Annotated in this window: 18 protein-coding genes; 9 read left to right on the top strand and 9 right to left on the bottom strand. The window is 44.0% G+C overall.

Features of this window, described 5'->3' with window-relative positions:
* Positions 1 to 32 precede the first annotated feature (32 nt).
* The 5 genes from HHK01_RS05010 to HHK01_RS04990 form a co-directional block, all read right to left on the bottom strand.
* On the bottom strand, positions 33 to 1,058 hold the full coding sequence (locus HHK01_RS05010) for a LacI family DNA-binding transcriptional regulator (RefSeq protein ID WP_170006695.1): 1,026 nt from the start codon (positions 1,056 to 1,058) through the stop codon (positions 33 to 35).
* A 57-nt stretch (positions 1,059 to 1,115) separates the two neighbouring features.
* On the bottom strand, positions 1,116 to 2,657 hold the full coding sequence (locus HHK01_RS05005) for an alpha-amylase family glycosyl hydrolase (protein WP_228027663.1): 1,542 nt from the start codon (positions 2,655 to 2,657) through the stop codon (positions 1,116 to 1,118).
* A gap of 35 nt (positions 2,658 to 2,692) precedes the next feature.
* On the bottom strand, positions 2,693 to 3,535 hold the full coding sequence (locus HHK01_RS05000) for a sugar ABC transporter permease (protein ID WP_170006694.1): 843 nt from the start codon (positions 3,533 to 3,535) through the stop codon (positions 2,693 to 2,695).
* Entirely contained in the window at positions 3,535 to 4,836 is a 1,302-nt protein-coding gene (locus HHK01_RS04995; protein WP_170006693.1) for a carbohydrate ABC transporter permease, read from the bottom strand. The genes HHK01_RS05000 and HHK01_RS04995 overlap by 1 nt, the downstream gene beginning before the upstream one ends.
* A gap of 98 nt (positions 4,837 to 4,934) precedes the next feature.
* Positions 4,935 to 6,227, bottom strand: coding sequence for a sugar ABC transporter substrate-binding protein (locus HHK01_RS04990; RefSeq protein WP_170006692.1), 1,293 nt, complete (start codon positions 6,225 to 6,227; stop codon positions 4,935 to 4,937).
* Between the two features lie 251 nt (positions 6,228 to 6,478).
* Between HHK01_RS04990 and HHK01_RS04985 the strand changes: the two genes are divergently transcribed.
* Complete coding sequence (locus HHK01_RS04985; protein WP_170006691.1) at positions 6,479 to 8,227, top strand: glycoside hydrolase family 13 protein; 1,749 nt, start codon at positions 6,479 to 6,481, stop codon at positions 8,225 to 8,227.
* 49 nt (positions 8,228 to 8,276) lie between these two features.
* Complete coding sequence (locus HHK01_RS04980) at positions 8,277 to 9,656, top strand: MATE family efflux transporter (RefSeq protein ID WP_170006690.1); 1,380 nt, start codon at positions 8,277 to 8,279, stop codon at positions 9,654 to 9,656.
* A 177-nt stretch (positions 9,657 to 9,833) separates the two neighbouring features.
* On the opposite strand, the gene asnB is transcribed toward HHK01_RS04980, so the two are convergent.
* The gene (gene asnB, locus HHK01_RS04975) at positions 9,834 to 11,681 is read right to left on the bottom strand and encodes an asparagine synthase (glutamine-hydrolyzing) (protein ID WP_170006689.1); all 1,848 of its coding nucleotides are present in this window, start codon (positions 11,679 to 11,681) and stop codon (positions 9,834 to 9,836) included.
* A 301-nt stretch (positions 11,682 to 11,982) separates the two neighbouring features.
* On the opposite strand from asnB, the gene HHK01_RS04970 reads away from it, so the two are divergent.
* Positions 11,983 to 12,540 (top strand): DUF2777 family protein, encoded by a 558-nt coding sequence (locus HHK01_RS04970; protein ID WP_170006688.1) that lies wholly within the window; start codon positions 11,983 to 11,985, stop codon positions 12,538 to 12,540.
* 60 nt (positions 12,541 to 12,600) lie between these two features.
* Here HHK01_RS04970 and HHK01_RS04965 read toward each other — a convergent pair whose 3' ends face one another.
* From HHK01_RS04965 to HHK01_RS04955, 3 genes are all read right to left on the bottom strand, one after another.
* A complete protein-coding gene (locus tag HHK01_RS04965) occupies positions 12,601 to 15,522 on the bottom strand; it encodes a bifunctional diguanylate cyclase/phosphodiesterase (RefSeq protein ID WP_170006687.1) in 2,922 nt (973 codons plus the stop codon).
* Between the two features lie 322 nt (positions 15,523 to 15,844).
* Positions 15,845 to 16,234 carry a YisL family protein gene (locus HHK01_RS04960; protein WP_228027661.1) on the bottom strand — a complete coding sequence of 130 codons (390 nt, stop codon included), beginning with the start codon at positions 16,232 to 16,234 and terminating at the stop codon, positions 15,845 to 15,847.
* Positions 16,235 to 16,496: 262 nt separating this feature from the next.
* Positions 16,497 to 17,642 (bottom strand): DUF418 domain-containing protein, encoded by a 1,146-nt coding sequence (locus HHK01_RS04955; RefSeq protein WP_170006686.1) that lies wholly within the window; start codon positions 17,640 to 17,642, stop codon positions 16,497 to 16,499.
* Between the two features lie 114 nt (positions 17,643 to 17,756).
* Between HHK01_RS04955 and HHK01_RS04950 the strand changes: the two genes are divergently transcribed.
* From HHK01_RS04950 to HHK01_RS04925, 6 genes are all read left to right on the top strand, one after another.
* Positions 17,757 to 17,978, top strand: coding sequence for a spore germination protein (locus tag HHK01_RS04950; RefSeq protein WP_170006685.1), 222 nt, complete (start codon positions 17,757 to 17,759; stop codon positions 17,976 to 17,978).
* Between the two features lie 60 nt (positions 17,979 to 18,038).
* Positions 18,039 to 18,308 (top strand): spore germination protein GerPB, encoded by a 270-nt coding sequence (locus tag HHK01_RS04945; RefSeq protein ID WP_170006684.1) that lies wholly within the window; start codon positions 18,039 to 18,041, stop codon positions 18,306 to 18,308.
* 28 nt (positions 18,309 to 18,336) lie between these two features.
* On the top strand, positions 18,337 to 19,038 hold the full coding sequence (gene gerPC / locus HHK01_RS04940) for a spore germination protein GerPC (RefSeq protein WP_170006683.1): 702 nt from the start codon (positions 18,337 to 18,339) through the stop codon (positions 19,036 to 19,038).
* The gene (locus HHK01_RS04935) at positions 19,035 to 19,217 is read left to right on the top strand and encodes a spore gernimation protein GerPD (protein ID WP_170006682.1); all 183 of its coding nucleotides are present in this window, start codon (positions 19,035 to 19,037) and stop codon (positions 19,215 to 19,217) included. The genes gerPC and HHK01_RS04935 overlap by 4 nt, the downstream gene beginning before the upstream one ends.
* 2 nt (positions 19,218 to 19,219) lie before the next feature.
* Positions 19,220 to 19,645 (top strand): spore germination protein GerPE, encoded by a 426-nt coding sequence (locus HHK01_RS04930; protein WP_170006681.1) that lies wholly within the window; start codon positions 19,220 to 19,222, stop codon positions 19,643 to 19,645.
* 76 nt (positions 19,646 to 19,721) lie between these two features.
* Positions 19,722 to 19,940 (top strand): spore germination protein, encoded by a 219-nt coding sequence (locus HHK01_RS04925; RefSeq protein WP_170006680.1) that lies wholly within the window; start codon positions 19,722 to 19,724, stop codon positions 19,938 to 19,940.
* Positions 19,941 to 20,209 lie beyond the last annotated feature (269 nt).

Genomic DNA, 20,209 nt, shown 5'->3' with positions numbered 1-20,209 from the left:
ACTATGTACGATGAGTTCTGCACTTTACATATTTACACCTCAATCCTTTTTTCCGTACAACGCTTGACAAGGACGTGCGGTACAATAATTCTCTTTATTGGCTCCTTCGGGTATTCCAGTTTCAATATTAAGCTTTTAGCTGCCTCAAACCCAAGGTCAAACGTATTAATATCCACGGTTGTTAGCGGTGGATGCGACATTTCTGAAAATAGCACGTTATTAAAGCTGATAATAGAAAGATCCTCAGGAATACGTAATCCGTATTCCTCAACAGTGTTCAGTACACCTAACGCCATTAAATCATCTGCGACAACGAGTGCTGTCGGTCGAACGTCAAGCTGCATTAATTCCAGTACAGCTTCTTGCCCACCTTCGCGCAAAAACTCTTCGTGTATTACATAATCGTCGACAAGATCTAGCCCAGCGTCTCGCAGTGCTTTTTCGTAACCTAGCAAGCGCTCAATCGTCACAACAAGATGTAAATCCCCGCCGACAAAACCGATATGCTGATGCCCTAGAGAAAGCAGATATTCTGTTACTTCCTTCATCGCTCGGAAATTATCGTTGTCAACATGCGTAATTTCCTCTACTTGTTTGAAGGGCTTACCAATCACCACGAATGGAAACTGCTGCTCTTGCAAATAAGTAAGAACGCGATCCTCTATACGAGAATATAACAAAATGACACCGTCGACTTGGCGCCCTTGCACCATATTGACGACACCTTGAAAAATTTCCTCTTCCGTTTTTCCTGTCGTCATATGGAGTGCGTATTGCTTCTCGTGTGCCCCTTCTGACAGACCGCGAAGTAACGTCGGAAAAAACGGATTTTGGAACACAACATCAGTTGATGACGGCATCACAAGCCCGATGGATTTTGTCGATTGATTGGCTAGACTTCGCGCAATCATATTGGGATGATAGCCTAGATCTTTCATCGCCTCTCGCACTTTTTGCTTTGTCGCCTCACTAATACGAGGATGATTGGCAATCACACGGGAAACGGTAGACGGTGCAACGTTAGCCAGTTTTGCCACGTCTTTTATTGTAACTGCCACGTTTTAAAGACCTCCCCTTCAGCGATAATGTCAGACGGGTCTAAACGAACCCCATGCTTACGAAGTTTTTTTCTTCTTCGAGCGTCTCCATGCTAGGACGATAAACGTGATGAACGAAGCGTAGACAGCTCCTAGAGATAAAATATATGGTAGGTTTAGTCCTGTCTCGTCTCGCAACGCATAAATTTCTGTTTCTTCACGATCCAACACGATATTAAATTCCCCGTTTTTTTCCCGAACAATATCGCCGATTAACAAGCCACTTAGTTCTTTTCCTGCTTCAAATTGATCAACTGGAAACGTTATTTTTTGCGTTTCCGATGTATTATTAGAAACGACCACTACTGTTTCATCTTCGTATTGCCGCTGAAAAGCGACGAGTCCGCCGTCTTCATACAGCACCTTCATATCACCCCGACGTAGAGAAGGGAGATCTGTCCGTAATTCAGCTAGTTTTTCAATATACTGGATGAGTTCCTCGTTTTCTCCACCAAACATCATCATACGACGATTGTCAGGATCCTCTCCTCCATCGAGTGCTATTTCACTGCCATAATACACAATGGGAATACCTGGAATGCTATACATGTATGCTAATGCCTGCTTCCATCGCGTCGGAGGGTATTGCTTTTTTTCCACCACTTCTCTCGTAAAGCGAGTCATATCATGGTTGTCGATAAAGTTCCCCATGAGGTACGGATTTTCGTAATATTCCTGCGCTAACTCCCAATTGTTGAGTAATCGTTTCATCGGATAGTCTGGCTCAACAAACGTTTGGCGTAAATCATCGTTTAAAGGAAAGTTGACAAACCCATCGATACCGAGTCCTGTATATTCCTCAATTCCACGCGGATCTGGATCCCATACTTCCCCGAGCAAATAGAAATCCTCTTTGACAGACTTCACTTCTTTAGAAAATTGGCGCCAAAAATCCTTTGGTACATATTTCACCGTGTCTAACCGCATGCCGTCAATGTCTGTTTCTTCAATCCAAAACTTGGCGGCATCGATTAAATATTGCGCGACTTCCGGATTTTCCTGTGCCAAATCCGGCAAACCGAACAGCCAACCATTTTCACGCTGTTCGATGTCGTCTTCATCATAAATAGGCTGATCTTCGTTAAACCAGTCCGCTTTCTCAGGATCGTTTACCCACGGGTTATTCGGTCCCGTATGGTTCACAACAAAATCCAAAATAACTTTCATTCCTCGGTCGTGCGCTTCCTGGACAAGCGTTTTGAACTCTTCCATCGTTCCAAAGTTTTCTTCCGTTTCATAAAAGTCTTCCGTCCAATAGCCGTGGTAGCCACCTTTTTCGTTGTTTACTACCGGTGTTAACCAAATCGTCGTAAATCCCATTGACTGGATTTGATCTAAATTATCAATGATTCCTTGAAAATCCCCACCTTGGTAAGTCGTCAGATCACCTACATCAGCTTCATAGTCATTAGAACGGTCCCCATTTGCAAAGCGGTCCACCATTAAAAAATAAATCATCTCATCTTGCCATTGTCGATCCTCTTCAGCAGCTACATACGATGTCGTTGTAGGGATTAGGAGACACAAGATGAGAAACAGAGCTAAGGTTTTTTTAGTCACTCTGCTTCCCTCCTTTTCATTTCATCTTCTCCATCTTACCCCTTTGTCCCCCCTGCTGTCAGTCCTCCAATGAGCCATTTTTGAAGAAATAAGAACACTAAGGCGATTGGGAGGGCGATCAGAATGGCACCGGCTGCGAATCGAGTGAAATTACTTCCAAATTGTTGGTTAATAAAATTAAACAGACCTAGAGCTAGTGTGAAATTTTCTGGGTCTCGTAATATAATTCGTGGTAGCAAGAAATCCATAAACGGTGCCATGAAGTTAAATAGAGCAACTACCGCTAAAATAGGTTTTGCCAATGGTAAGATGATTCGGAAAAAGATTCCAAAGTGTCCTGCGCCATCCATTTTTGCAGCTTCGTCTAATTCTCGTGGTAATGTGTCAAAATATCCTTTTACGAGCCACGCATTGAAGGGAATTTGCCCGCCGATATAAACGAGCATAAGCCCGATCAATGAGTCAAACAAACCGATCATATTCAACAACACGTAGATCGCGACCATTGCCATTAGTGACGGAAACATTTGTAGGAGCAAAAACGCATATAAACCATACTTGCGCCCAACAAATCGATACCGACTAAACGCATACGCAACAAATGCTGTCAGTGCAACGGACACGACAGAGTTCACAACGGCGACAATCAGTGAGTTTTTATACCAGATCAAATAATCTGATGACGGATCGGTGAATAGCCACAAGTAGTGCTCTAATGAAGGATTATCTGGAATCACACTTGCACTAAACATACTTGTTCCTTCATTTAAAGAAACCCCAACTGTCCATAGAAGAGGGTAACCAATAATGATCGCCATCAGTGCCAAAATGAGGTAGATGATCGTCACTTCAATAGCTGACTTTTGCTTCCTGGTCATTACATTTCACCCTCCTCTTTGAACGCGCGTGTTTTTCTAAATTGGAAGAATGCAAAGATACTTACTAGCAAACCGAGAATAATCGAGATGGCTGCTGCCATGTTGTATTGATTCAATTCAAACGTTAAGTTGTATACCCATGAAATTAAAATATCTGTCCCACCCGCATTTTGCCCTCGAACAGGTGGTCCTCCTGCATTAAAGAGGTAAATAATATTAAAGTTATTAAAATTCCCTGCGTACTGCATAATAAGAAGCGGTGCTGTCGCGAACAATACGTGCGGCAACGTAATAAACCGGAACTTTTGCCACCGTGATCCCCCATCGACGTCCGCAGCTTCGTACCAATCCTTTGAAATACTTTGCAAAACACCCGTAAATAACGCAAATACAAACGGGAATCCCAACCAAGTTTGGATCATAATAAGTGCCATTCTTGCGTACAACGGATCTTCTAACCATGGAACTGTGACTCCGAACAACGGTTCCATAATATCTTGGTTAATGGCGCCAAAGTTTCCGTTAAACATCGCCGTAAACACGAGAATCGTTACGAACGCTGGGACTGCCCACGGAAGAATAAGAATAGTACGAATAAGGCGTTTAAATTTCACGCGCGGATCGTTGACTAAAATAGCGAGGAACAATCCGAGTCCCACTTGTAACGTCGTCGCGACAACAGTCCAGACAATTGTCCATGCAAACACACTAATAAACGTGTTACGCCAAATACCGTCTTGTTCAAACAATTTAGCAAAGTTATCAAACCCAACCCAGCTGAGCAAGTTACGAGGGGGTTGGTTATTGAACGTATAATCAGTAAAAGCAAGAGCTAACGTAAACAGAATGGGCAAGATCACGATAAACGTCAACATAATGAGACCCGGTGTCACAAAAATATACGGAAAGCCTAGGTCCCAGCCATCCTTTAAAGATTTACGAATAGACGGGTTCGGTTCCCCAGCCACTCGACGTTCGGCGTTTTTCTTCGCGTCTACTATGTTATACACGTATAAGACGAGTGCAAACACCAGAATAAGGAGGGCAATGATCCCTTCAATGAGTAAGAGAATCGAATGATCTTCTCCTGCATACACCCCTAATGTACGAATTCCCCATAGTCCTGTAGTAATGAAGTTTCCTAGCGTGATAAGAAAGGAAAGTTCAAGAATAATGAATAAGACCCCTTTAATGTAGCGACGGTTGTACAATTGACCAAGTCCTGCGAATAGGACAGATAAAATGGTTGCAGTGAGTACGGATCCTGTCAGCTTCTTTTTCTTTGTTAGATCCCTTGGCATTGGAAATCCCCCTTTACGAAAGAGTGAGGTGGAGGGAAACAGTGCTCCCCTCCACCTAGTCGCATTAGCAAAAAACTACTCTGAATAGCGTAAACTTCTTACTGATTGGCAATCTCAATATTTGTTTTTATGATCTCGACAGCTTCGTTTAATACGTCTTCTACTGGTTCACCTTGTGCAATGAACGACAAAGCGTTATTAATCGGTTCCCAAATTTGTTGTACTTCAGGGTTGTTTGGCATTGGTTCGCCATATTGAATTTGTTCGGCAAACGCACTAATTAATTCGTCACTAGTTACCGCTTCACTTTCAAGTGCTACGCTGTTCGCTGGAAGTTCTCCTGCAATATCAAAGTAAAGGAGAGAGTTCTCTTCGTTTGAAACAAATTTCGCTAAATCTGCTGCCCAATATTGACGATTTTCTTCAGCGTAGTCAGACACTAACCAAGCCTTTACACCGACTAATGATTTTGGTGTTTCACCATTATCAAGTGCTGGCAAGATGGTTGTTCCTAAACTATCTCCAAGAGCAGCACTGTAATCACGCACCATCCAAGGTCCGTTAATGACGACACCTACTTGGCCCTCTTGGAACAAGCCGTTCAAAATATCAGCTGTGAGGTCAGTCGGGATGTATCCATTTTCATACCAAGACTGAATCATTTCTGCACCAGCAACTGAGCCTTCGTTATTTAATCCAATGTCCTCTATATCGTAGCTACCTGCTTCGCCTCCGAAGACGTAACCGCCGTTGCTAGCTAAGAACGGGTATGTGTAATAAAAGTTTGCTGCTTCCATTAAAAACCCGTAGTTTTCACCGCTCGTCTGTTCTGCAGCGATTGTCATAACCTCTTCCATCGTTTCAGGTGCTTCACTGACAAGATCTTTGTTATAAAACGTTGCATAAGTTTCAACAACCATTGGAATTCCCATGTATTCTCCGTCTACTTGCATTGCTTCAAGTGCTGCACTCGTATATTGATCTTCCACATCACTTAAATCAACTGGTGCTGCGAGTCCTCTTTGTACAATATCACCAATGCGGTCATGTGGTTGGTAGAATAAATCAGGTCCATTGCCGTTCGGTCCGTCTAACGAAATCGCGTCTACTTGATCTAGCATACTCATTGGTGTTTCTTCAATAGTAATACCAGTTTCTTCTTCATACTTGTCAAAAATTTGTCCGAGCGCTTCTAATTGTACATCTTGATCGTTCACCCAAACAGTTAAGCTCTCTGGCTTTTCAGGTTCTTCCCCTTCAGCCAGTCCTTCATTTTCGTTTTCTTCTTCGGTACCGCCTTCTTCTTGAACCTCTTCACGGCTAGGTCCACACGCCGCCAAGACGACAACCACAAGCATCATCATAAAAAAAAGCGAGAAAAATTTCTTCATTTTGACCCCTCCAAATGAATTTTCTGTAATTCCCTCGCAAACGTTAACACGACTATTGGTAGCCCTTACAAATTCACTGTAAGAAAAACCGTTTCCTCAATGAAAACGATTGCACAACTTCATTATAGCGTGATATTTCGTTTTGACAACCTTTTTTTCATATTGAACTAGTTTTCCCGTTTTGTAGATCTCTCATTGACTTTCTCCTTCATTTTTCATAGGCTTGAACTAATTTAACAGGGGGGTTCGTTATGCTTAAAGAGGCAATTTTACACAATCCGACACAACCTGATGCATACGCTTGCACCAAGGAATTATTGCACATCCGTTTGCGCACAAAAAAGGAGGATGTTACTTCCGTTACCCTTCATTTCGGTGACCCGTACGATTGGCAAGAGGAGCGGTGGCAATCTACAACAAAAGCGATGAGTAAAGTGGGACACGATGATTTATTTGATTATTGGCTCATAGAAGTGGCTCCACCCTTCCGTCGAATGCGATATGCTTTTCTACTGGAAGACGCTACTGAAAGTCTTTTCTATTGCGAAAAAGGATTTTACGATGAAGTGTTAGATGATAACGGCTACTTCTTCTGCTTTCCATTTTTAAATCCAGTAGATTCGTATAACGTTCCAGCTTGGGTAAAGGACACTGTTTGGTACCAAATATTTCCTGAACGCTTTGCAAATGGTGACCATTCTTTAAATCCGAAACATACACTTGAATGGAACAGTACAGATCCAACACCTGCTAACTTTTTCGGTGGTGACCTGCAAGGTGTGATCGACCATCTTGATTACTTAGCAGAGTTAGGTATTAACGGTCTGTATTTCACACCGCTTTTCACTGCTACGTCCAATCATAAGTACGACACGATTGATTATTTGGATATCGACCCGCAGTTCGGCGATAAAGAAACGTTTCGGCATCTCGTAAAAGCGTGTCACAAGCGTGGCATTCGTGTCATGTTAGATGCCGTATTTAATCATAGCGGTTTCTATTTCCCACAGTGGCAAGACGTCGTCGAAAATGGCGAAAGCTCCCGCTATAAAGATTGGTTCTATGTGCATGAGTTTCCATTGCAATTTGAGCCACGTCCTAATTATGACGTGTTCGCCTTTACACCTAACATGCCGAAATTGAACACAGAACATCCCGAGGTGAAAGAGTACTTATTAGAAGTCGGTCGCTACTGGGTGCGAGAGTTTGATATTGATGGATGGCGGTTAGATGTGGCTAACGAAGTGGATCATGCGTTTTGGCGGGAATTCAGAAACGAAGTAAAATCTATTAAACCAGATGTTTATATTTTAGGAGAGATTTGGCACAACTCTATCAATTGGTTACGTGGCGAACAATTTGACGCTGTGATGAATTACCCGTTCCAAACGAATTTGCTCGATTTATTTAGTAGAAAACGTCTATCGCCACTTACGTTCCAAGAGAAAATGACGAGCGTGTGGAAAGACTACCCGCAACCGGTAAACGATGTGCTCTTCAACCTTGTCGGTAGCCACGATACACCACGTATTTTGACGGAATGTAACGAGGACAAAGACATGGTGAAGGCAATCTTCACATTACTCTTGACGTCTCCTGGTTCACCGTGTTTGTATTATGGAGACGAGATCGGCTTAACCGGTGGCATGGATCCAGGATGCCGCAAGTGTATGCCCTGGGATGACGCGGAGCAAGATACAGAACTAAAAGCGCTCATTCAGCAACTCATTCAACTACGACACTCACAACCTCTCTTCGCAAACGAAGGTGAACTGCGTTGGTTGTATGACAGCAATATAGTAGCCTTCACGAAATCAAATGCGACACAGTCTGTACTTGTTGCTGTCAATCCGGGAGCATCTTCTTTTGAACTCACGCTTCCAGACGACGCTTACACAGCGGTAGGACCAGACGGTGGGATGACACTTGCGCAAGGGACACTGATTTGTCCTGCAAAGAGCTTCGGCTTGTTTCACGCTAAATTAGAAAGAACGGAATGAAGATGAGAGGCAGCCATCCTGCCTCTCATCTTCATTACAGGTGACTACCATGAAAAATCAAATTGATTCCCAAAAGAAAATGACGCTGTTTGCCCTTACTTGGCCGATTTTTATTGAAGTGATGCTGTACATGCTAATGGGAAATGCAGACACACTGATGCTAAGTCTCTACTCAGATAACTCTGTAGCTGCAGTTGGTGTGTCTAACCAAATTGTTTCGCTCATCATTGTGATGTTCGGTTTTGTCGCAACAGGTACTACTATTTTAATCGCTCAAAATCTAGGGGCTAAAAACGAGCAAACCGCGAAGGAAATTGCCGTCGTTTCTCTAGGGGCAAACCTCATCTTTGGTCTCATTTTAAGCGTACTGATGCTCGTATTTACAAACGGCATCCTCGGAATGATGGGGTTGCCTGACGGTTTATATTTAGAGGCCGATGCTTATTTAAGAATTGTCGGTGGATTTGCCTTTGTGCAAGCTCTCATTATGACAGTCGGTGCCATATTACGGAGTTACGGATATACAAAAGATGCCATGTATATAACGATCGGTATGAATATCTTAAATGTTATAGGTAACTATTTCGCGATATTTGGCCCGTTTGGCTTCCCGGTACTTGGTGTAGAAGGCGTCGCATTTTCGACTACCATCTCGCGCGCTATCGGGGTGGTGGTGGCTGTTGTGGTGCTCATGAAACGAATGCCCACTCCACTTCCATGGGCATTCTTGTTCCGGTTGCCAAAAGAACATCTGCAAAATTTGCTTAAAATCGGTATTCCGTCTGCTGGAGAGAATTTGGCTTATAACGGATCGCAAGTTGTGATTACGCGCTTCATATCTGAAATGGGTACTCTCGCTTTAACGACGAAAGTGTACACGCAAAACTTGATGATGTTCATCTTCCTATTCGCCATCGCGATTGCACAAGGAACGCAAATTTTAATCGGACATAAAATCGGCGCCGGACAAATGGAGGAAGCCTATAAGCGATGCTTGCGAAGCTTAAAAATTGCCATCGCCGTATCTCTTGGAATGGCACTACTCTTCTCCATTTTTTCTAAATCATTACTCGGAATTTTCACAGACAATCCAGAGATCATAGCGTTGGGTACAGTTCTAATTTGGCTGACCGTCATCCTAGAGCCTGGACGCTCTTTTAATTTAATCGTCATCAATGCGCTGCGGGCCGCTGGCGACGTCCGTTTCCCTGTTTATATGGGGATTTTGTCGATGTGGGGTGTGAGCGTCACGCTTTCGTACGTTCTCGGCATTGTATTCGGTCTCGGTCTCGTCGGCATTTGGATCGCCTTCATTGCTGACGAATGGTTGCGCGGAATCCTCATGCTCCTACGCTGGCGATCGCGAGTATGGATGTCGAAAGTGTTTGTTAAAAAGAAAGACTCCGAAACGAAAAGTACCGCATCATAGCAACACAAAGCCACTCTACTAAAGGAGTGGCTTTCTGTGTTTTGTGAGGAGCTAGCACGGACCATCATTAGTCTGGATTCACGCTCGTTTAATCTGGTTTCACGCCCGAATAGCCTCCTGCTCACAAGCCATTCAACGTTTTCTTATCATCCAAAGTTTATAGAAGCTACATTTAGCCTAAGACTCTACTAAATCAATATGATAGTCCCGGAACCAAACGTGAATTTGGCCTAAATGGGCTAACAATTGTGGGCCACTCATTAGTTGACCGTACCACGGAACGTCAAAACTTGCTCCTCCGGTTTCGATCAGGTCGTTCAGTTGTTTCTTATCAAAGAGTTCAAAAAGGATGCTGTCTTCTTTGACAACGAGTGTTTTCACCCAATCCTGTACGGCTTTTGTGTACGCTGGATGATGAGTTTTCGGGTACGGGCTCTTCTTTCGATACAAAACCTCGTCTGGCAAGATCCCTTCGAGTGCCTTCCGTAAGATCCCCTTTTCGCGGTTCCCAGTCATTTTCATTTCCCATGGAATGTTCCAAACGTATTCCACGAGACGATGATCTGCAAACGGAACGCGCACCTCAAGACTTGCGCCCATACTCATGCGGTCTTTACGATCGAGTAAATTGGTCATAAACCAGTGCATATTCAAGTAAAACATTTGCCGGCGCTTCGTTTCCAGTTGGTTTTCCCCATCTAGTAAAGGGGTTTCGTTCATCGTTTTTTCGTATTGCTCTTGTACGTAAGTCTCTAAATCTAGTCGATCGCGCCATTTCGATTGGAGCAACTGCTGTCTTGCCTCTGTGGAGCGCATCCATGGAAAGTGTTTTCGATCTCGATCATCAGGGTTATGGAACCAAGGATAACCGCCGAAGATCTCATCTGCACACTCTCCGCTCAACCCGACAACAAAGTCTTTCTTTATTTGCTTACAGAACCAGAGCAGTGAAGAATCTACATCGGCCATACCAGGTGTATCCCGAACGTGCACTGCTTCCGTTAAGTATTCTGCAAGTGTTTCTTGCGTGATGATGCTGTTGTGATGATTCGTTTCGAACGCTTCCGCCATTTTCCTTACCCAAGGGGCATCGTCGTTCGGTTGAAACTTACTCGCTGTGAAATATTGGTCGTTTTCTTCATAATCGATGGAGTACGTATGAAGGCTTCCTTTACCGTGTTTTTTATAGTAATTGGAGGCAATAGCAGTGATGGCACTCGAATCGACTCCTCCAGATAAAAATGTACAAAGGGGCACGTCACTCACTAGTTGTCTTTCTACCGCGTCGACGAAGAGAGTGCGTACGTTCGTTGCTGTTTCCTCTAGTGAATCTTCGTGTGGCGCACTTTTCACATCCCAGTAACGCCAAATTTTCAGCCCATCCTTTGAATACGTGCAAGCATGCGCTGGGCGTAATTCGTGAATATCTTCAAATATTCCGTGACCCGGTGTACGTGATGGCCCTAACCCGAGTACCTCACGAAGACCGTCATGACCCACCCTCGCCGGAAGAGAAGGATGCTTTAAGAGCGCCTTTAATTCAGATCCAAACACAAACCCCTCTTTCTCCGCATAAAAAAGTGGTTTCACACCGAGACGATCTCTCGCAACAAATACGTGCTCTTTGTCAGGATCCCAAATTGCAAACGCAAAGATCCCATTTAGAAACTCCACTACTTGCTCTCGCCATTCTACGTATGCGTTTAAGAGAACCTCGGTGTCCGAGTGCCCTTGAAATGTATAGCCTTTTCTTTTTAATTCAGCTCGCAAATCTTCCGTATTGTACAATTCACCGTTGTAGCAGAGTGTAAACGCTTTGCCTTCACTTGTTCGTGTCATGGGCTGTCGTCCACCACTCGGATCGACAACGATCAACCGTTTATGTCCAAACAACACTCGAGGATGCACAAATGTATTCGTTTCATCTGGTCCCCTTCGCGAGAGGGTGTTCGCCATCTCATTGACTACACTTTGTTCTACTGATAGATCTTTTTGAAAGTGACTCCATCCGGTAATACCACACATAGACTTTCACTCCTTAGTGTCAATCTTCAATCCACTTGACGCTTTCATCCGAGTTAAAGCAAATTCACATGTAGTTTATGTGTCGCCTAGACAGGTGTGCGCTTTTACCATGTATATGACGTTTATTAGTGCCCTTTCATGGAAATGGTGAAAAAGAAAGATACACCTTTTCATCGTCTCTCTAATAAGCTAACAATGGGTAGAATGCGAACGATGCTCGAGACCGAAAGAAAGACGAGCTTTCGATTCTTCGGAGATAAAACAAAACGACGTTTCATACGCTAGGCTGGAGGTTTTTTCATTGAATCAAAATCGAGCAAAACTTTTCAATAGCCAACTTCGTGCGTTCAATGAAGGGACTGTAGAATTTTTGAACGGCCAGTGGGTGTTTTTTGATGAGGAAACAGAGGATGCTCATTTATTAGACGAATGGATTGGTGTAGAGGCACAATGGTTTGATGGAAGGAAATGGCGTACCGGTATTGTGCAAGAAGATGGGGTGCTCAACCTTCAATCCACACTCATTTCCTTATCTAGCGAGGAAAAAGTGCGGATACGCAAACCGCTTATTCATTCCTTAGATCACTTATTGGATGACATTCATGAGGATGCGTTTATACAGTTTTTGACTACGCTCAACTCACTTGGCTTCTCTCTTTATGATTGTATCTATTGCCATAATCATTTGTCCTTTTTGTCGTCGCAGCGAAGTCCACACGGCGTAAACATGCTCATATTCGATAACGGAGAACAAATTTGCGGAGTACAGCACCATTTTGGCTACTTTCGAAAAATGACGGATCGCTTTGAATTCACTTGTACGACAGGGAAGCGATTAGTTATTGAACGGATCTCCTAAAATGACAAAAATGCAAAAACCCACTGTTTGTTCTGTTACAAACAGTGGGTTTTCCACATGCTATCCCATCTCAATGGCAAATGTGTTTTTTTCTAAAGCGCGCTGAAAAGCTTGTTCCTCCAACGGTTTTGAAAAATAAAACCCTTGTGCATAGTTCAAACCAATTTGTTGTAGCAAATCAAGCTGCTCCTTCGTTTCGACACCCTCAGCGATCACACGAATTCCAAGACCTGTTCCCATCGTAACGAGCGCTTGGACAATAGCGAATTCCTTCGGTGTGTTTTCCAAGGAATGAATGAAGCTCCGATCAATTTTCAACGTATCGATTGGCAGCTCACGCAAATATTGAAATGATGAATACCCTGTTCCAAAATCATCAATGGATATATTGACACCAATATCCTTTAAATTGTACATCACGTCAATGCAATGCCCCATGTTCCCGACCATAATGGACTCGGTCAGCTCGAGGTGAAGCGCTTCAGGAGGCAATCCTGCTTGCTCACACGCTTTCTGAACAAACTGGGCAAATTTCGGATGCGCAAATTGAGGTGCTGACACATTTACAGATACTTTCAAGTCTGGTTGAAGTTGTTCACGCCATTCGACCGCTTTTTGACACGCTTCCTGTAGTACCCAATTCCCGATCTCTAAAATAAGACCTGTTTCTTCTGCAATGGGAATGAATTGGGTCGGCGGTATAATGCCTTGGTGTGGGTGCCGCCAACGGACGAGCGCCTCGTATCCGGTACACTTTCCAGTTGAGAGCTCTAAAATCGGTTGGTACGCTAAGAACAATTCATCTTTTTCAATGGCTTTGTGTAAAAAGCGCTCAAGCTCTAGTCGATATAAAGCATCGTCGTTCATATGGTGAGAGAAACTCATATAGGCTCCCCCACCCACTTGTTTCGCACGGTTCATCGCAGCATCTGCATTGCGCAATAGCGTTTCCACCTGATCGCCGTCCTGAGGGGAAAAACTGACACCGATACTAGCTGTTAAGAAAAACTCATGTCCATCGTGAAAAAGAGGTTGTTTGACCTCATCTAAAATCATTTGGGCAACGGACTCTACTTGTTTATAAGAGACATTGCGCGCACAGGCAATCGTAAATTTATCCCCGCCAAATCTCCCTATGTAGGCACCTGCGGGTAACACTTTTTCTATTCTGTACGCGATTTGCTTCAGTAATAGATCTCCAATAACGTGACCGAGACTATCATTAATAATCTTAAACCGGTCGATGTCGAGAAACATGACGGCTATCGATTGATCACTGGATTTCACTTTGTCCAGCATCCCCTTGACGATCTCAGCAAACTTAATACGGTTTGGTAGCTGTGTTTCATGATCGTAGTAAGCTAATTGTGTAATACGATCTTCTGTTTGGATTTTGTCTGTGATGTCACGTCCGAGGCCGTACAAACCAATCCGTTCGCCTTGCACCATAATGGGCACATGCTTCATTTCAAACGTCTTCCACGTACCATTCGTTTCAATATTAATACGAAATAACTCTTCACGCCCGATCAATGATTTTAGAAAATGACGTTTCACACGAATGACATCTTTCTTTTGTAGAAACGGAATCGCACTTTTTCCGATCAAATCCTCCTTTTTCACATTAAACGCTTGTTCAAAAGATGGATTAATACTCGTAAACTTCCCTGTTAAATCAGTAGAATAAATGAGTTCACTATTGTTCTCGAACAAAGATTTGTAGATTTCTTGCGAACGTTGAACGGATTGGGCTAATTCGGCTGCATTGGATACTGCCGCTTCCATTAGTTGCGTAAAGAGCATCATCGTTCGGACTTGAGGGGGGATTTGATAGGAAACCTTTAGCGCTTCTTTTTTACTCGGTATAGTTTGTCCCTCCGCCATCGTGACGTATGCTAGAGCATGAACGTATACTTTTGGCTTTCCTCCTGACAAACTAACAATCTGACCGTTCCCAAAGAAACCGGTTGTTGGCGCAATCCGTTGAAAATGTGCAACATCTTGAGACGTAATTTCTTTTACATACCTTCTACGTGCTAAACAATTGTAAATGAAAATCGATTCCACATGTCCTTCTGAGAGGGTTTCAAGTTGAACAACGGACGTTTCGATCCATTTTTCAATATCGACAAAAGCAAAGGTCACTTGCTCGCCTTTATGTAATGGCGTCGACAGCGTCATTGTTCCGTCCTTTTGGATAGACTCAATAAAGGCTTGCGTCTGTTCCTCCCCTCTCATAATGACGAGCGGAAATTCAATTCCTGTCTCTGGTAACCCTTGTATAAACCGTTCTCCGATGTGTTTCTTTAAGAGATCACTCGGAAGCTCACCATCTAATGAAAATACTTCTTTTCCGTTTACTCCTGTAGCAGTAAAGCGTGTCCCGACCTCACGCCAATGGTACTGACCGTGTGTGGATACAGTGAGCTGCTCGCTTCGTAATGTAACGAGGAGGATGCCTGTTGACGAAATCCAGTCTTCTGTAAATACGAACGCCTCTTGAAACTGCCCATTATCCGCGGCCAACCCTCCTACGATCGGTGGGAATTCATTAGTGGAATCATATAGTCCATCTAAAAAGAGTTGCGAATCATATGCGGATAGCCCCGAGAACAGAAGCACTCCCTTTGTATGAGGTGTCTTGATGAGCTTTGTAAAGGCTTGTCCCACTTTAATAAGGTCTTCACCTTTCGTCTCAATGGAAAACAGTTGTACTTCCGTTTGGGTAAATACCGTAAAAGCTAGCACTACTTGGCGTTCACGATTCGTCCCTTGATAAATTTCACCGTCAGTCGTTACACCCATTACAATGGCGTGGGGGATCGTTTCCTGTATATCTTTTTGGAGCATACGTAAAAATGCCCGGTTTGGGACACCGGAAAACACTTGCACCAAAATGGTCTGTTCTCTAGCCAGATGGTTCTTCCGGGTAAAGCGTTCTAATGTAAGTTTGTCTTGGTATACATGTTGTATTGTTCTCATGTTTTTTCACCACACGAACGTTTCTTCCTTTGGCCCACACGATGTGGTCGAAAGGCGATGTGCTTGCTAGGGATGCGATTATGCATGCGATACGGCGTAGTTAGCATGCCTGCCTAACTTGACGTCGTGCTCTTAGCCTTTCCCCTATAAAGATAGCATAAATCGACAGAAAACGAGAGCCCTTTCAAAAAAATGGGGCTGTCCTAAAAGCAAAGTAACAGTCACCACAACCGTCAGATCATAGTGTTTGTCAAAATCCACAAACACTATAGCTGACGTAAAACCGTGGTGAGCTGTCACTTATCGGACATCCCCATCTCTTTTATCCTAAGTAAATTCCTTGTGGCAGCATCATCCCTAGCACTAGTGCACCTGCTAATCCAACGATAAACAATCCCCAACCAATCGATGCTGATTTGCCTTTTTTCGTCCGAACAAGCGTCAACTCCATACCTACAATTACCAATATTCCTGCCAATGCCTTCACATTATAAAGTGGGTCTGTTGGAATAAAAAGATTGATCCCTGTCCAGATAATCAAAATGTATAGAACACGCGTAATCATGTGGTTAATTTTTGCCGCTTTGGCGTTGCCTTTTTTGTACATGTTATACGCTACCAAAAACAAAACAATGCCAACGACCCATGTTGTAATGTGCAAATCTGTTACCATAAGTTGTTCATCCTTTCCTTGTCCATATAATACAAGCATACCACTTCCTGCCTAGTAGATAGAAGTAGCGTGTGCCATCTAGCCTTGTCCAATTCGTGAACAGCCGTGTGGTAAGACTTATTATTATTCCGTTACAACAGACTTTTTCGCTTGAGTCGTGATTGACCCTTTGAGTACGGGATTCGTCCCTTTGAGTACGGGATCCGTCCCATTGAATCAGGTATCTGCCCCTTTGAATCAGGGATCTGCTCCTTTGAATCAGGGATCTGCCCCTTTGAATCAGGAATCTGCCCCTTTGAACTCAGGATTCGTCCCTTTTCATCTCTGGACGTTTACCGTACGTGACAGCTCTCCATACGAATTCAAACGGACCGATCTGAAAATTACGCATCCACAGGTTGGCAGCTACGACTTGCACGGTGTATAAAGCAATGGCGAACAATGTCCCCTGAAGTAACGTAACTTGACTGTACAAACCAAAACCGATGTTATAAAAGACAAATGTCCCGATCAGCGACTGCAACAAATACATCGTAAAGGAAAGTTTCCCCATGTTGGCCAGGGCGTTGGCAACTCTTGTCACCCGACCGTTTTGCACGAGAGAATGCACGAGAAACGGGATGCTAAACGCGACAAGTGGTCCACCGATATATTCGTGTACAGTAAAGGGTCCTAATGAAAAGGACGTAACATAAGGAATAAGCTTAATCGCGATTCCAACAGTAAAGAGGATCCAGAACCATGTAAGCGCTCCTGTTGTCTGGTGCCCACGAAACAAATTCGTTTTCGCCAACCCCATTCCAATGAGAAAAAACGGAACAAGCATGCCGATCTGAAACACAATGATGGCAGACCCATTTGACTTCTGCCAATCCGTAAAGCGCATTTGTTGAATCTCTGCCCAGCTTCCGTATCGATACGCCTCAATGGACTGCTGGATGCCTACTACGTCTACCGGCATCCCCATATCTCCCCCTGAAGAAAGGGAAGCAAGGAACATCAAGCCACCCATCAACAATTGGGGTACGAGAAACCACAGTCCCCCAATGATCAAGAGTGGTTTCGCTGGCAACTTTATAAACAATCCACTCACAACACCTGTAAGCGCATAGGCAAACAAAATGTCACCGCTCCAAATAAACAAACCGTGTAATAACCCGACTATCGCCAGAAACAGCAAACGACGTATGTAGACCGAGAGAAAACGACGTCCTTCTCGAACACACTTTTCAAACAAAAACACGGTCCCGAACCCAAATAACAAAGAAAACAACGGATAAAAACTACCTTGCACAAACAGATCAATAAGGCTATACAACCAAAACTCTTCTTCCCAGTACGTGTAAGGATCGACGTACAAAAAAGGAGCGTGAAACGACATCACATTAATGAGTAAAATTCCTAATAAAGCAATTCCTCTCGTTACATCAATGGAATGAACACGCAAAGAACCCCCACCTTTCATCACTCACCAGTTACGCTTTCCATACATACGATATCAAAGACCGTGGCAAATGCCCATCGTTTTTGAAGCTCTCATCAGGAAAGGAGGGAGCAACCTTTGCCAGCAATAGTCGGTGTCGTGCAGGTCATTAGCATCAGCAGTAGCGCTGTCGTCCACATAGGCGACGCGTTTCAAATTACGCCCACCGCCACGAACAAAACATTTGCGGGGGCCGGCTCCTTCAACACAGGTGACGGCATGTACGTTGTAAACGAATACAGCACGACAAACACACAAGACCAAGATGTCGTAGACCTACCTATTGCACTAACCCTATAAAAAACTTTTCGACAAACTTCGGGCGGGAACTGGTACGCCCCGAATCTAAGGAGGATAACCGTGGCGATTCATATTCATCAAAACTTTCACATCCGTATGATTAAAATCGGCAGTGTAGCGAACTCCGGGGTCTTTCAAATCGGCTCTAGTGGCATCATTCGTTCCAACGCTTATTTGTACAACACAGGTGCATTTATTGAGCCCGCCCCACTACCAGGTGAAGTTGGCGACCTGGTGATGGATCATGTGACAGATGAAATGACAGACAAAGTGACAGAAGATGACCCGAGTGAGGTACAACCGAGCAATGTTGTCCCTTATACATTGTGACGACTTCAGAAGAAAGGTGTGACGCGTGATGAACCCCCATCAACCTCCCTATACGTGGAAAGTGCAAGTTCCCGGGCAAAGTGGCTCCCCCGTGCAACCAAGTAAAACGGCAACTCCTCAGTCATCTAGATTAGATTTGTTAGAAAAAGAAGTAAGGGAACTACGCCAGCTCGTGCAAAAACTTCAAGATCAACCAGCGATACGCGTTGATCGAATCGAATATAAATTTGATCAACTAAAGGTGGAAAATTTAGACGGCACTTTGCACATCGGATTATCCCCAACAGATCTTGAAAACATGGAAGATTTAGTACCAGGAAACGCTCCACAAGCCACCCCATACACTGATCCAAAAGGTTGGGGAGTCACGAAAGAATTAGAAAATGAAATGCTACACTACTTGGAAAACGATTATCATAAAGCAGTAGAGAGAGCCTGTGAACAACTCGGCATCCCAGTAAATCCAATGTACGCAGACTTTATGAAAGACGACATTCGGAAACAGTTACCTACCCGTTTACAGTACCATTTGCAACGAATGCCCCAAGCGCTTAGAACGGATCCGAACACGACGAATTTAAAAAAAGAAGTGAGTCTATTAATGAAACAAGACATTTACCAAGGAATTATGACGTTTTTAACGCAAGCGAACGCTACACAGTCTGAAACGCCGCAACCTAATCAAACTACTGAAGAGAAGGCAAATGGAGAGGAGGAAGAGGACAAATGATAGAATGGAACGTGACAAACGGAGAATTTGATATAGAGTCTATCGACTTCGGCGGTGTTGCTTCCTCCGCGATTGTTATTCTGGGAGATTGCCATACGATTCAAGCAGCCTCAACGTTCGACACACCGGCAGAATCTCTGATTATTGGCCCGTTCGTCCCATTTGCCCCGAGAGGTTAGCGATGTTTGAACGTACGAGTAAAGTAGACTATGTACATTCTAATACGCTGGTATCTGCTTCTGTGGTCCAAGTGGGCGATACACGGACAATCGAGGCGCACAGTTACGCACTTGCCTACCAAAGAGAGGCGCAATTTTTCAACGGGAAGGAAGGCGATTTAAAACAGTTCCCTATTTTTCGTGAACACATCCCACTTCCACCTGTATTCTTTGAACAGGTTGAAATCCAAACCCACAATCCCACTCGGCAACTCCGTGTCGGTAAGATGGACTTCACAGCGATTTCGTCGGCAGCCGTCGTTCATATCGGCAATGTAGAAGCCGTCTACTTAGAAAGTCGCGTCAAGCATATAAGGCAGCTGCTAACACAAGAACAATCGGTTGGCGGCATCGAAACCGGGATTTCCAAAGTATTTCAAAGACCGTAAAAATGCACACCTATGCCACTGCCTGCATACACGTAAACAGACACAATAGTTCATGACAAAAGAGGTGGTGGATACTATGCCTGCCATCGTAGGACCAGTCGTTATTAATAATCAGGTCGGCGGTGAAATACAATTCGGTGATACTTTTTACGTATCACCCAAATCAGCAACAAAACTTCTAAACGGATCTGGTGGTGGCAATACAGGCGGAATTGTTATTACTAACAACGGCATCTCTGTAAATAACACATTTGACGTCAACGGGGTAGATCAGCCGATTACAGGGAATGCGTGAACGAGAAAACGCGACAGGTGTTGGTGCCTGTCGCGTTTCGTGCGTGCGGCGGCGGGTTTGGTGTGCTATTGAACCCCCTGGAGCGGGTGTAACGCTCTTATCCTGGGTGTAACGCTCTTATCTCGGGATTAACGCTCTTATCCTGGGTTTAACGCTCTTATCCCGGGATTAACGCTCTTATCCCGGAATTAACGCTCTTATCCTGGGTGTAACGCTCTTATCTCGGGGTTAACGCTCTTATCCCGGGATGGATCAGTTGCGCGCTAGTA

Source organism: Bacillus fonticola, assembly GCF_012955605.1.
GTDB lineage: Bacteria > Bacillota > Bacilli > Bacillales > JC228 > Bacillus_CG > Bacillus_CG fonticola.
Note: the sequence above shows the minus strand (reverse complement) of the source record. Positions and strands in the feature narration are given on the sequence as shown.